We start from the raw sequence: 12,824 nt of genomic DNA, 5'->3' as shown, positions 1-12,824 counted from the left end.
TGAAAATGAACAATAACGATCTTCTGGCCCGCCGCGACAAAGCTCTGCCTCGCGGTGCGGCAACTGCCCTACCCGTTTTCGTCAAGAAAGCCGCCGGTAGTGAGATATGGGACGTCGAAGGCAACCATTACGTTGATTTCGCATCGGGTATTGCGGTGAACAACACCGGCAACCTCCACCCCAAGGTGGTGGCAGCCATTGAAGCCCAGCTCAAGGACTACGCACATATCGGCTTCCCCGTTCTTTCGTGCGAGCCCTATGTTCGTTTGTGTGAACGCCTGATCGAGCTGGCACCGATCTCCGATGCGAAGGCCACCCTCTTTACTACCGGTGCAGAGGCTACTGAAAACGCAGTCAAGGTCGCTCGCTACTACACCGGCCGCCAAGGCGTCGTGACCTTCACCGGCTCGTTCCATGGGCGCACTCAACTCGCCTTGGCAATGACTGGCAAAGTACTTCCGTTGCGTGCTGGCGTCTCCCCTTCTCAAGCAGGCGTGTACCAGATTCCGTTTCCGATTGCCCATCACGGGACCTCCGAGCAGGAGAGTCTGAAAGCGCTCGATCATCTGTTCCGCGCAACCATTTCTCCAGACCAGGTCGCGGCCATCGTTATCGAGCCTGTGCAGGGTGAAGGCGGCTTCTACCAGGCGTCACCTGCATTCATGCAGGCGCTGCGCAAGATCTGCGACGACCACGGAATCTGCTTTGTCGTGGACGAAGTCCAATCTGGCTTCGGTCGCACCGGGAAGTTTTTCGCTACCGAACATGCGGGCGTTCAACCCGACCTGATAGCCATCGGCAAAGCCATGGGTGGCGGCCTGCCTCTGTCCGGCCTGATCGGACGCACCGAAGTGATCGACGCTCCGCCGCCAGGTTTCCTGGGTGGCACGTTTGCCGGCAACCCGCTCTCCTGCGCAGCTGCAAACGCCGTTCTGGACGTGATCGAGAGCGAAGATCTGCTGGCACGCGCCAGTCAGATTGGCCAAAAGATCCAATCCTTCCTGACCGACCTGAAAGGCACTCCCGGTACTCTGCCACTGGGTGACATCCGAGGTCTTGGGGCGATGGTCGCCTTCGAGATCGTTGCCCAAGCCGGTAGCCATACCCCTGATGCGGATGCGACCAAGCGTGTTGCCGCCAGAGCAAAAGAGCTGGGATTGCTCCTGCTTCCATGCGGCTACTACGGCAATACCATACGAGTTTCTGCCCCCTTGACGATCAGTGACGACGTTCTGGAAACGGGACTTTCCCGCCTGGCCGGCGCCCTCAAGGCCTAACCCTTTACCGAGTCGAGATAATAAAAATGGTCAAGATTACTTTCGTGCAGCCTGATGGTTCCTCCGTTGACGTCGACGCAAAAGTCGGCGGAACCGTGATGGAAGCCGCGGTGAACAACATGGTCAAAGGCATTGATGCCGACTGCGGTGGAGCATGCGCATGCGCCACCTGCCACGTCTACATCTCCGATGCGTGGAAAGAGAAGCTCCTGGCCGCTGAGGTGATGGAAAGCGACATGCTCGAGTACGCCTTCGAACCTGACGCCTCCAGTCGCCTTTCCTGCCAACTCCGGATCACCTCGGAGATGGAAGGCTTGGTGATTCGCGTACCTAGTCAGCAAAGCTGACCGGGTTCTCCCTTCTCATAAAGGAGATGAAGCCATGAGTTTCAATCAACCTTTGGGTGGCAACCAGATGCCCCGCTTTGGTGGCATTCCTACAATGATGCGTCTACCGGAAGCCAAAAGTGCTGCCGGACTGGATGCATGCTTTGTTGGTGTGCCGCTCGACATCGGCGCGTCCAACCGCTCCGGCACTCGGATGGGTCCGCGCAGCATTCGCGCCGAGTCGTGCTTGTTGCGCCCTTTCAACCTGGCAACGGGTGCGGCCCCGTTCGAAAGTCTGCAGGTAGCAGACATCGGTGATGTGGCTATCAACACCTTCAACCTTCCAGACGCCGTCAGACGCATTCAGGAAGCTTACGACATCATTCTCGAGAACGATGTGGCTCCGCTGACTCTCGGTGGCGATCACACGATCACCTATCCAATTCTGCAGTCCATCGCCAAGAAACACGGCCCAGTGGCGTTGATCCACATCGACGCTCACGCAGACGTCGGCGAGCACATGTTCGGTGAGAAGATTGCTCACGGCACGACATTTCGCCGAGCGTATGAGGATGGTCTGATCAACCCCGACCTGACTTTCCAGATCGGCCTGCGCGGCACCGGATACTCCCCGGACGACTTCAACTGGTCGCGGAGCAAGGGCTTCACCGTCGTGACGGCCGATGAATGCCAAGGCGTATCGCTCGCCCCGCTTATGGATGCGATCCGAGAGAAGATCGGCAATACGAAAGTCTATATTTCGTTCGATATTGATGGGCTCGACCCCTCCGTCGCTCCCGGCACCGGCACGCCTGAAATCGGTGGTTTGTCCGCCTTCCAAGGGCAGCAAATCATCCGTGGATGCAAAGGCCTGAACGTCATTGGTGGCGACGTCGTGGAAATTTCCCCGCCCTATGACAACTCCGGGAACACATCCCTTTTGGGCGCGAACCTTCTGTTCGAAATGCTTTGCGTCCTGCCTGGCGTCAAATTTCACAACGTCTAATAACAATCAACTTTGTGGGTAAAGACTCATGAGCCGTATCAATGTAGACAGTATCAACCTGGCGGATATGGAGTTTTGGAAGCGCCCGGATCGCGAAGAAGTTTTCGCCGCACTTCGTGAACAGAAACCAGTGAGCTGGCACGATTTCCCGGAAGGCTCTGCGGAGTACGGTTGCAAGGGGTTCTGGTCGGTCGTTCGATACGATGACATCGTTGCAGTGAGTAGCGACGCGAAGACGTTCATCAGTGGGGAGGGTACTATCGTAGGCGACCAGTCCGTTGAAGAAGCGCTTCAAGAAGGCTGGTTCCTGAACATGGATGCTCCGCGTCACTTCAAGCTTCGCCAGGTGGTGGCCCGTGCGTTCTCGCCTCAAGGCGTTACCAAAATGGCGGAGGTTGCCAAGCAGTATGCGGCCTCCGTCGTAGCAAGCGTCAAAGATCGGGGCGAGTGCGACTATGCCAAGGACGTCGCGCAAGTCTTTCCGGTAGAAGTGGTCTGCGACTTCCTGGGCGCGCCTAAGGAAAATCGCCGCCGTCTGCATCAACTGACCGTGACAGCACTGGCTGGTGACATCCTCGGTTCAAACGCCGTGGAAGCGATCACCGGCGCATTCGCAGAATTGAACGACTACGGTCGCTACCTCGCTGCCGAGAAGCGAAAGAATCCGAGTGATGACATCCTTTCGATGATTCTAGCCACAGAAGTCGAAGGCAAAAAACTGGATGACGTTGAGGCGGGCTACTTCTTCCAGCTTCTGGTGACTGCCGGGATGGAAACCACGGGCACCGTCGGCGCTCACGCCCTGAAATGCTTCCTCGAGTTCCCTGAGCAGATGAAGATCTGGGCAAACGACCCAGTCGGCGTCGCTGGCACCGGTTTCGAAGAACTTGTGCGCTGGGTGAGCCCGGTCATGCACATGCGTCGCACCGCTTCGCGCGATACCGAGATCAATGGCCAGCGTATCGCAGAAGGCGACAAAGTGGTCATGTGGTACAACTCGGCGAACCGTGACCCAAGCAAATTCGAGAATCCTTACGACTTCAACGTACTGCGCTCCCCCAACCCGCACCTGGGGTTCGGTGGCGGTGGCCGCCATACCTGCCTGGGCGCTCACCTGGCCCGTCTGGAATTGCCCTTCCTGCTGGAGGAAACACTCAAGCAGCTCAAGGACATCGAGTTGGCCGGTTCGCCAGAAATGATTCCTTCGCGCTTCATCAACGGGATCGCCTCTCTACCCATTCGCTTCAAGGCCGCCTAAGGAATTCATCATGTCGTTCAATGACAAACGAATCGTAGTCACCGGTGCCTCATCAGGCGTTGGGCAAGCGACGGCCCTTGCTCTGATGAATGCAGGTGCGTTCGTGATTGGCTTGGATGTCAAACCCGCGAATGACAACTGCAACCAGTTCATTCTCTGCGACCTGTCCAATCCGGACTCTATCGACGAAGCAGTGCTCCAGATCAAGCAGCCTATCAACGGCCTGGCCAACATTGCCGGCGTTCCCGGCAGCCTGCCAGCTGACGTTGTATTCAAGGTGAACTTCCTGGGACTGCGCTACCTGACGAATCTGCTGCTGCCCAAACTTGCCGACAAGGCCTGCGTGGTCAACGTTGCGTCCACTGCAGGTGCCGGCTGGAGGAATCGCAAGGCCGTTAGCACGAGTCTCCTGACATTGGGAGGCTGGCACCAGTGCCTGGCGAGATTCCAGGAGCTGAGTATGAATGCGGTGGCGACCTATGACTTCACGAAAGAACTTGTCATCCTCTACACAATGCTCGTAGCGAGCAACCAGCGCCACCGTGGCGTGCGCGTGAACTCTGTCAGCCCAGGTGCTGTATGCACCCCAATTCTGGCGGACTTCTACGACACCATGGGCAATGAACTTCTTCAGAGTCTGAAGCAGCAGGCGGGTGGTCGTGATGCCTATCCGGATGAAATTGCCAACGCGATTCTTCTGATGCTCGATCCGAGGGGCTTCTGGGTCAACGGCACTGACCTCATCGTGGATGGTGGGGCAGAAGTCCTGATGAACCTGGAAGGGTTGGCTATCCCTCCACTCCCCTTCAACTGAGCTGATAGCGCGCCGAGGTAGATCCCTGCCTCGGTGCTTCGCGAGCGCCTACCATGAACAAAAATCCTTGCGCACTAGCTGATGTAGACGTCAGTAGCGTTCTACATCCGTATACCGATGCCCGCAAACACCAGGAAACAGGGCCCCTAATGATCGAGCGTGGCGAGGGGGTTTACGTCTATGACTCAACAGGAAAAGCGTACATCGAGGCAATGTCCGGGCTATGGAGTGTAGCTCTCGGATTCAGTGAAGAGCGCCTGATCAAGGCGGCGGAAGCTCAGCTTCGCACCCTGCCGTTCTACCACATCTTCAATCAGAAGGCGCACGCTCCAAGTACGAAGCTTGCCCGAAAGCTATTGGATCTGGCCCCAGTACCTATGAGCAAAGTGTTCTTCACTAACTCAGGCTCAGAAGCCAACGATACGATCGTCAAGCTCATCTGGTATCGAAACAATGCGCTGGGGAAGCCGCAAAAGAAGAAGCTCATCAGCAGGTTGAATGCCTATCACGGTGTTACAGTCATGAGCGCAAGCCTGACTGGTCTACCCAATAATCATCGGGGTTTCGACTTGCCGTTGCCTCAGGTACTGCATGTCAGTTGCCCCCACTTCTACCGCTACGGCCAACTTGATGAAACTGAAGAGCAGTACGCCGACCGCCTCGCGCAAGAGCTGGAAGACCTGATCCTGAAGGAAGGTGCTGACACCATTGCGGCCTTCTTCGGCGAGCCACTCATGGGCGCCGGTGGTGTACTGGTGCCACCTCGGACGTACTGGCAGAAAATTCAAGCTGTATGCCGCAAATACGACATTCTTCTCGTTGCCGATGAAGTCATTTGCGGCTTTGGCCGTACCGGCTCGATGTTTGGCTGTGACACCTTCGACATTTACCCGGACGCTATGCTCGTCTCCAAGCAATTGTCGTCTAGCTACCAACCCATCGCGGCAGTGCTGATCAACGACCGCATCTTCGAACCTATTGCTGATCAGTCCCACCAAATCGGAACGTTAGGACATGGTTTCACTGCAACGGGCCATCCTGTCGCGGCAGCGGTTTCCCTCGAGAACATCAGGATTATCCAAGAAGACAATCTCGTCGCCCGAGCAGCAGAAATGGGCGCGCTCTTGAACGAAAAGCTTGGCTGCTTCCTTGACCATCCACTGGTAGGCGAAGTTCGGGGCCAAGGGCTGATCGCTGCTGTCGAGCTGGTTGCAGATAAGGCCACCAAGGCTCGATTCACGGTACCCGGCAAAGTCGGAGCCTATTTGAGCCAGCAAGCACAACATCACGGCCTCATCACTCGCAACATCGGTGATGCGATTGCCTTCTGTCCGCCACTGATTACAACCAAGGCGGAGATGCAGAGCATCGTTGATCGATTTGAGCGAGCGCTGAGTGACACCGAGCAATGGTACAGCTCCCAGATCGTTTGAGTACGCTACCGAATACGCGCTTTGCCCCGTTTCATACGGGGCCTTTTTCGCAGCTGACGAGGCTTCTGTAGACAGTGAGCTCAGCTCAAAGCCTGACTCATGGAGACCTACGCCAATCGGCTCATGGCGGCAGTCACCAGCCATTGAATCCGGTGAGCGGGAAACCGATCGGAATCTAACAAGAAAGAGACAAGAAGCCCGTCCGTTACCGCGACAATGAAGTCGATCTCGTCCTCAATCTGGCCTTGAATTTTGAACTCTCCACTGCTCAGGCCTTCGCCGATGTAATCGCGCAGGTGGCTCCTGAAGTTTTCGTAGACGTCATGAAATTTGCGACGCAGCTTCTCATCCTGGCGAGCAGCAGCCCAGAAAGACACTGAAATTACCGCATCATGCTCATCGCTTATCTGTGGCGTAAGCTCTTCAATTACCGCTCGCACCTTGTCCTGGGCGGTCTCGTATTCAGAAACCCGATTTTCAATCCGAAGAAAGGCGGCTTTAGAGATCTCGTCGAATGCGAAATTTATGAGCTCTTCTTTGCTGTTGAAATAATGGGCCAACGTTCCACTACTAAAACCACCCTCTCGAGCGATTCCGCGAATGGTTACGTTCGCCAATCCTTCTTTTCCGATCGAGCGAATCACTGCTCGAGTAATCTCGGTTTTTCTTAATTCGTGATCTACGATTTTAGGCATGTCAGTCAGTAACCCTATAAAAAGTGTGCATCTAATAATGGCAAAAGATGAGGGCTCAAACGGCTTAGACGCCGGCTCCTTCAGGCTTTGTAAGCACCTGGAGCCAGGCCGCTCCACCGCTGAAAGGCCCGGCGGAAACCTGCTCCATCACAGAACCCGAGTTTCTCAGCGATCTGATCTGTATGCAGCTTGCCTTCCTTGAGCATGATTTTCGCTTTCTCGAAACGCACCTCATCGAGGAGATGCCGGTAACTCGTTTTGAATACGCCCAACTGACGCCGCAAGGTGCGAGCAGAGCAATGCATTTGATCAGCTACTTCTTCCAGGGGCGCAGGGCTTTGCAAGTCTTTCTCCAAGATCGCTTTAACCTTGTGAAGCCATTCTCTCTCGGCAGCATATTCTCGATTCTGCCTACGGCACGCCTCTGTTACCTCATGGTGGGAAACTGCATCCCGCATAGGTAGAGGTTCATCGAGTAATGCTGCATCGAAAATCATCATATTGCGGGGTTGGTTGTATGAAACCCTGCATTGGAGGTAATCCTCGCAACAAGAAACGTGGCTAGCAAAAACACTGCCCTCAAAAGTCACCTCTTCAAGTGGAAAATCTTTCTCCAAAATATCACTGCAACTTCTCTTGAACGAAGCAACAGCCAGCTCTGCATAGGATATTTTCAAGTCCGTGGCGCCTGAATACCCGCCAAAAATGAGCCGTCCCTTTCCCTCCCGCTCTTCAAGCGTAAGATTGAAACCATTTGCAATGAGAGCCGGAAACTCAGAAGCCACCTTTAACGCATCTCTCAGGGTGTTGGCAGTCAGCAGGGCGTAACCGAGGAGTCCGTACACCGAAACCCGGGCATTCAGACCTATCTCCAACGTGATATTCCGATTTGGAAACATCGCATTGACGTTTCGATAGACCACATACTCATCAACGATTTTGATTTTTCGAGTCAAGTCAGCGAGCATTTCAGTGGTGATTTCACTGCCTTTCAGGGCAACGGCCGGATCACGGCCGGCTGCCCGGACTTGGGCGAGCAATTGTCTCGTATGATGCAAGGACGTCAGTGAACAGCTTTTCCAACCACTCATGTGCGTACTCTCAAGAATGCCCTGAAAACCAGCACGGCAGGCTACACGCTGCCATGCCCCCGCCGAGGAGGGACTACTTGCGCACTACCCAGCGGCCGTGGCTCCCCGCGCTGCGAACAGTTGCATCAGGGTGGCGAGTATCTCGTGTAGTCTCATGGGGCTCGGCCTTCTTAGCATTCTTGTAGGGTGAATGGCCGTATGCATGTCGGCCATTTCTGAGCATCATCTGCAGAACCTTTTTAACACGACTGTTATGCAAACAAAAGCAAGCCGACAAACGGCTCAAGCGTTGTGGCTCCGGTTGCCCGAAGAGCAGGCAAAAAAAAGCCAGGCGAGAGCCTGGCGAAAAGGTGAGAAAATGATGCATCAAAAACTTTTGCTGACCCCAACGACCAATCGGGCCGAGCAGGATTCTTTGTCCCCTTGGAACTGAAGACACTCGGTTTCTGACAGATTGGTATCGACATAACTTGCAGACCAATCGAGAGCCAGCCAATTTTTGCTGACTTTGACTTCCCATTCTCGATAGGAGTCCTTGGCGTTTCCATTAGAAGAAAAGAAACTAGGATCCTTGTAGTCAGCAAGGCCGTAACGAACATCCAATCCCAGGCCATAGGGCAGATCCTTAACTCCATACCCTACGTAGTTGTACATATAGGATTGATCGCCATAGTAATCATTCGAATAATAGCTTCCAAGCTTGAACCCATAGGCAGTCAGGACGGCATAGGTCTCGCCGGCATTCAGAATCGTTCCTTTAGGGAAAGTGTACTTGATGTATCCAACATCAATTCCGACTTTATCGCTGAATTGATGGGTATACCCCGCAAAATAATCTGCTTCGTAACGAGCGTCGATTCCGTTGATATCAACATTCGAACTCCACACTCCAGCATAGAGCCCACTCGAATGTGCAAGCGTCGCAGTGGCCTGGACCGCAGGCTTTCGTTGAGTGTAGGAGATACCACGCATTGAGTATTCAGAGAGCGCACCGACCGAGCCGATCAATTCGAAATTTTCACTCAGTGGCACAGCACTAGCGAGCGGGGTTTGAGTCAATACAGCGCCCACAATCAAGCCCAACAGCGTTCTTTTCATAGCTATTCTCAATGTTGTTGTTATGGCAGAACAGTCGAATGCAAAAGCACTCAAAGACTTAGATAATCAATTTCTAAACCTGCCCACCCACAAACTCAGAGCGGACACAGGTATAAGAAATCACATCGAAGGCGATACGCAGGATTTTATTAAGCATAGAGCACCTATTGTTATTAGGTCGTTCGCGAAAACGTGAACTTGACTGAGCCCCACGCTGAAAATTCTGCGTCAATATTTCTTCCAAAGATATATCCGAAACGGCCAATAAAAAACCAAAAGGGCCAGTTCGATACGGATATAGGGGTTATCTATATCCACGACCTATTGGTCAGATCTGATTGATACCGCTGGCAGGCTTGATCAGGTTGATGAGTGCTTTTACACACCCCGGTAGCGCTTCATATTCGCGAACCACGATGCTGCGCTCCCGGACAGCCCAATCCTCGTCGAGCTGCTTGACCGTCAGGTTCATCATTCGTTGATGCCGCAACGCCGCCGACTCAGGAATGACACCGACTCCGACGCCGGCCTCCACCATTCGACATACAGATTCAAAGCTCGATACCTGAATCCTCCACGTGAGGCTATGTCCCACATGCCGCGCCTGCTCCCTGAGAAACTCATGGAGGGTGCTTCCCTCCTGCAAACCTATTTGAGGATACTTAATCGCCTTCTCAAACTTCACAGCTTCAGCAGTTTCCTGCTCATGACCTCGAGGCAACACCAACACCAACCGGTCGGTACTGAAATGGATTATCTCGAGGTCTTTTGCGGACACAGGGCCTGCGGTAATCCCCATATCAGTCGAGCCATCCTGCACGCCTCTGACAATGTCAGGAGAGTGTCGCTCCTGAAGATCAATGGTGACCCCGGGGTAACTCGCCAAAAAACCAGCCAGCACCTCGGGGAGGAATTCGCTAACCGCCGTTGTGTTCGCGAATATCCTGATGTGGCCGGACACATCGGCCCCATATTCATCGAATTCAGTCTTGAGATAGCCGAGCTGACGCATGATCAGCCTGGCATGCGTAAGGAGTCTTTGGCCACCTTCCGTCAGACCCACTCCCCTGCTGTCCCGGTAGAGAAGCTGGGTCTTCAGTTCTCCCTCAAGGGCCTTGATTCGAGCACTGGCGGCAGCCGGTGACATGAACGAGCGCTTCGCGCCCTGCGTCAGACTAGGTGCCTCCGCAATCTGGATGAAGAGCGCCAGATCCTTGAAATCGATATTCATCAAGCGCCTCGACTGGTAGAGATCGGCGTTAGGCTACACCGAACGCCCACTTAACAGAATACCGATTCCCAGAACGCCACTCAGTCTTCATGCTCTCCATAACACCTGACGGCGATCACCGATCTTCGTCGGTGGCCACCTCCTCTAACAACAGTGCTCCACGTCCTTCACGATCATGCTGATCGACAGGTCGTTGAGACAGTGGCTTTACGGAGTACGCCCGTGACCGATTTCAGCTCTTCCCCACGTCCGCTTGACGGCATCACTGTAGTCAGCTTCGAACATGCCATCGCAGCCCCATTCTGTACTCGACAGTTGGCTGATCTGGGTGCTCGGGTCATTAAAATCGAGCGCCCGGAAGTTGGGGATTTCGCCCGGGCCTATGACAACCGTGCAAACGGCCTGTCTTCGCACTTCGTATGGACGAACCGCTCCAAAGAAAGCCTGGCCCTGGATGCCAAAAAACCTGGAGCAGACGCCATCATTATGGGCCTCCTGGCCAACGCCGATGTCCTGGTTCAGAACTTGGCTCCAGGCGCGGCTTCTCGCATGGGACTGTCCTTCGAGGCGCTGCATGAGCGCTTCCCCAAACTGATTGTTTGCGACATTTCGGGCTATGGAGAAGGTGGCCCCTACGAGCAGAAGAAGGCCTACGACCTGCTGATCCAGAGTGAGGGCGGTTTCCTTTCCGTCACCGGTGGCGCTAATGACGACGAGATCGCTAAAGCGGGATGCTCTATCGCAGACATCGCTGCTGGCATGTATGCCTATACCGGCGTGCTCTCGGCTCTCCATCTGCGCAATAAGACGGGCAAAGGCAGCCGTGTCGACGTCAGCATGCTGGAAAGCCTGGTTGAGTGGATGGGCTTCCCGTTGTATTACTCCTACGACGGTGCGACACCTCCTCCTCGTGCAGGTGCCTCCCACGCCACAATCTATCCCTATGGACCTTTCCCGGCTAGCGTCGGCGAAACCGTGATGCTCGGCTTGCAAAATGAGCGTGAATGGGCGCTGTTCTGCGAGAAAGTGCTGGAGAAACCTGAGCTTCTGCAGGACGAGCGCTTCAACTCGAATGCCAAACGTTCCGCCAACCGCGATGCCCTGAGGGCCATCATCGTTGAGAAGTTTGCAGAGCTTGGTACCCAGGAGGTGGTTACTCGACTGGACAACGCGCCGATTGCGAATGCTCAAGTCAACAACATGCACCAGGTCTGGGAGCACCCACAACTGCGCGCCCGCCAGCGCTGGGTCGAGGTGGACTCTCCACAAGGCAAACTTCCGGCCCTTCTTCCGCCAGGAGCCAACCATGCATTTCAGCCACGCATGGATGCCATCCCATCAATCGGCCAACACAGCGAATCGATCCTAACCGAGCTTGGCTATTCGAAAGATCAGATCGCTGAACTCAAAACGGTAGGTGCACTGTGACTGCCCAAAATAAACAGCTCGCCCGCAGCGCTCTCTTCGTTCCAGGCAGCCGCCCGGAGCGCTTTGCAAAAGCCCTGGCCAGCGGGGCTGACATTGTTATCGTGGATTTCGAGGACGCCGTTGAGGAGGCGTTGAAAGCCCAAGCCCGTGAGAACCTGGCCGCGTTCCTGACTGCAAATCCGCAAGCGTCCGTCGTGGTGCGCATCAATGCTGCAGACCATCACATGCACACCGATGACATCAAATTCTGCGGGCGTTATCCCGGCATCGCCGCTGTGCTGCTCCCGAAGGCCGAAACTGCAGAGCAAGTGATCACCGCAGCTGAATGCAAAAAACCGATTTGGCCATTGATCGAAAGCGCCGCAGGTGTCTCCAACCTGAATGAAATCTCGGGGGTGTGGGCTGTCCAGCGACTCACATTCGGCGCTCTCGATCTGGCATTGAATCTGGGGGTGCGTGCCTCCAGTGCAGCCGCCTATCGAGTCTTCGACCAAGTTCGCTACCAGTTGCTTCTCAACAGCACACTTCATGAGCTTGAAAAGCCTCTCGATACCGTTTTCCCGAACATTGCAGATTCGAGTGGTCTGTCCTCTTTTGCGCAAGATGCAAGAGATCTGGGCTTTGCGGGGATGCTCGCCATCCATCCCAGTCAGGTTGAAGTGATCCATCAAGTATTCACGCCGTCCGCGAGTGAAATCGACTGGGCGAAACGTGTCGTTGAGGCCGCCAGCGGAGCACCCGGTGCGTTTCGATTGGAAGGCAAGATGATCGACGCCCCCGTGATCGCCGAAGCAGAACGCATCGTGGCTTTCTACGGGGCTTGAACCCTCGCCTCCAAGAACAAATAGACGACATAAGTGGTCAGGCGAATTCCGTGTATATCACGGCCCCAAGCAATGGGAGCGGCCAATAATCTTGTATAGGCAAGCGACCCGACCCAACGCATTTCCTCCCGAAAAAACACAGGTGCTCACGTTTCACAGACGCAGGCATCGAAATTCTGAGGGGATACAGAGTCCGGCCCAGCGGTACGTCCAACGCACTTCTGGGATTTGATCAGCATGTGAGGCTGCGGTCACAAGGTTTTACTCCTCACAACTGATCGGACAAGGTGCTGTTATGGCTTTCAGCACCTTTTAGCCACCACTCCCACGCGGGTGGTGGCTT

At 54.8% G+C, this 12,824-nt stretch carries 12 protein-coding genes; 8 read left to right on the top strand and 4 right to left on the bottom strand.

The features are described 5' to 3' along the window. The first annotated feature begins 5 nt into the window (after positions 1 to 5). From gabT to LOY67_RS11130, 6 genes are read left to right on the top strand one after another with little or no spacing between them, the layout of a single operon-like run. Positions 6 to 1,277 (top strand): 4-aminobutyrate--2-oxoglutarate transaminase, encoded by a 1,272-nt coding sequence (gabT, locus tag LOY67_RS11155; RefSeq protein ID WP_265067206.1) that lies wholly within the window; start codon positions 6 to 8, stop codon positions 1,275 to 1,277. A 26-nt stretch (positions 1,278 to 1,303) separates the two neighbouring features. After that, on the top strand, positions 1,304 to 1,624 hold the full coding sequence (locus LOY67_RS11150; protein WP_265067205.1) for a 2Fe-2S iron-sulfur cluster-binding protein: 321 nt from the start codon (positions 1,304 to 1,306) through the stop codon (positions 1,622 to 1,624). A gap of 34 nt (positions 1,625 to 1,658) precedes the next feature. After that, entirely contained in the window at positions 1,659 to 2,609 is a 951-nt protein-coding gene (speB, locus tag LOY67_RS11145) for an agmatinase (RefSeq protein WP_265067204.1), read from the top strand. A 28-nt stretch (positions 2,610 to 2,637) separates the two neighbouring features. Then, entirely contained in the window at positions 2,638 to 3,867 is a 1,230-nt protein-coding gene (locus tag LOY67_RS11140) for a cytochrome P450 (RefSeq protein WP_265067203.1), read from the top strand. Positions 3,868 to 3,877: 10 nt separating this feature from the next. Next, positions 3,878 to 4,681 (top strand): coniferyl-alcohol dehydrogenase, encoded by an 804-nt coding sequence (locus tag LOY67_RS11135; RefSeq protein ID WP_265067202.1) that lies wholly within the window; start codon positions 3,878 to 3,880, stop codon positions 4,679 to 4,681. 53 nt (positions 4,682 to 4,734) lie between these two features. Then, positions 4,735 to 6,114, top strand: a complete 1,380-nt coding sequence (locus LOY67_RS11130) for an aspartate aminotransferase family protein (RefSeq protein WP_265067201.1) — start codon at positions 4,735 to 4,737, stop codon at positions 6,112 to 6,114. Positions 6,115 to 6,221: 107 nt separating this feature from the next. Here LOY67_RS11130 and LOY67_RS11125 read toward each other — a convergent pair whose 3' ends face one another. The 4 genes from LOY67_RS11125 to LOY67_RS11110 all read right to left on the bottom strand — a co-directional run bounded on the left by LOY67_RS11125 (position 6,222) and on the right by LOY67_RS11110 (position 10,229). Beyond that, complete coding sequence (locus tag LOY67_RS11125) at positions 6,222 to 6,809, bottom strand: TetR/AcrR family transcriptional regulator (protein ID WP_265067200.1); 588 nt, start codon at positions 6,807 to 6,809, stop codon at positions 6,222 to 6,224. 80 nt (positions 6,810 to 6,889) lie between these two features. Continuing rightward, positions 6,890 to 7,900, bottom strand: a complete 1,011-nt coding sequence (locus LOY67_RS11120; protein ID WP_265067199.1) for an AraC family transcriptional regulator — start codon at positions 7,898 to 7,900, stop codon at positions 6,890 to 6,892. Positions 7,901 to 8,266: 366 nt separating this feature from the next. After that, positions 8,267 to 8,998, bottom strand: coding sequence for a TorF family putative porin (locus tag LOY67_RS11115; RefSeq protein WP_265067198.1), 732 nt, complete (start codon positions 8,996 to 8,998; stop codon positions 8,267 to 8,269). 328 nt (positions 8,999 to 9,326) lie between these two features. Continuing rightward, positions 9,327 to 10,229 carry a LysR substrate-binding domain-containing protein gene (locus LOY67_RS11110; RefSeq protein WP_265067197.1) on the bottom strand — a complete coding sequence of 301 codons (903 nt, stop codon included), beginning with the start codon at positions 10,227 to 10,229 and terminating at the stop codon, positions 9,327 to 9,329. 222 nt (positions 10,230 to 10,451) lie between these two features. Here LOY67_RS11110 and LOY67_RS11105 point away from each other — a divergent pair, with 222 nt between their 5' ends. Continuing rightward, positions 10,452 to 11,657: a CaiB/BaiF CoA transferase family protein gene (locus LOY67_RS11105; RefSeq protein ID WP_265067196.1), complete on the top strand. Its 1,206-nt coding sequence runs from the start codon at positions 10,452 to 10,454 to the stop codon at positions 11,655 to 11,657. Then, positions 11,654 to 12,481: an HpcH/HpaI aldolase/citrate lyase family protein gene (locus tag LOY67_RS11100; RefSeq protein ID WP_265067195.1), complete on the top strand. Its 828-nt coding sequence runs from the start codon at positions 11,654 to 11,656 to the stop codon at positions 12,479 to 12,481. Before LOY67_RS11105 ends, LOY67_RS11100 begins: the two co-directional genes overlap by 4 nt. The last annotated feature ends 343 nt before the right edge of the window (positions 12,482 to 12,824 follow it).

It is taken from the genome of Pseudomonas sp. B21-056, from assembly GCF_026016325.1.
GTDB lineage: Bacteria > Pseudomonadota > Gammaproteobacteria > Pseudomonadales > Pseudomonadaceae > Aquipseudomonas.
This window is presented reverse-complemented; position numbering and strand designations above follow the sequence as displayed.

Excerpts from the sequence above, each read along its gene's own strand:
- LOY67_RS11125 (WP_265067200.1), bottom strand. The coding sequence starts at position 6,809 with ATGCCTAAAATCGTAGATCACGAATTAAGAAAAACCGAGATTACTCGA.
- LOY67_RS11130 (WP_265067201.1), top strand. The coding sequence starts at position 4,735 with ATGAACAAAAATCCTTGCGCACTAGCTGATGTAGACGTCAGTAGCGTT.
- LOY67_RS11115 (WP_265067198.1), bottom strand. The coding sequence starts at position 8,998 with ATGAAAAGAACGCTGTTGGGCTTGATTGTGGGCGCTGTATTGACTCAA.
- speB (WP_265067204.1), top strand. The coding sequence starts at position 1,659 with ATGAGTTTCAATCAACCTTTGGGTGGCAACCAGATGCCCCGCTTTGGT.
- LOY67_RS11150 (WP_265067205.1), top strand. The coding sequence starts at position 1,304 with ATGGTCAAGATTACTTTCGTGCAGCCTGATGGTTCCTCCGTTGACGTC.
- LOY67_RS11120 (WP_265067199.1), bottom strand. The coding sequence starts at position 7,900 with ATGAGTGGTTGGAAAAGCTGTTCACTGACGTCCTTGCATCATACGAGA.
- LOY67_RS11110 (WP_265067197.1), bottom strand. The coding sequence starts at position 10,229 with ATGAATATCGATTTCAAGGATCTGGCGCTCTTCATCCAGATTGCGGAG.
- LOY67_RS11135 (WP_265067202.1), top strand. The coding sequence starts at position 3,878 with ATGTCGTTCAATGACAAACGAATCGTAGTCACCGGTGCCTCATCAGGC.
- gabT (WP_265067206.1), top strand. The coding sequence starts at position 6 with ATGAACAATAACGATCTTCTGGCCCGCCGCGACAAAGCTCTGCCTCGC.
- LOY67_RS11140 (WP_265067203.1), top strand. The coding sequence starts at position 2,638 with ATGAGCCGTATCAATGTAGACAGTATCAACCTGGCGGATATGGAGTTT.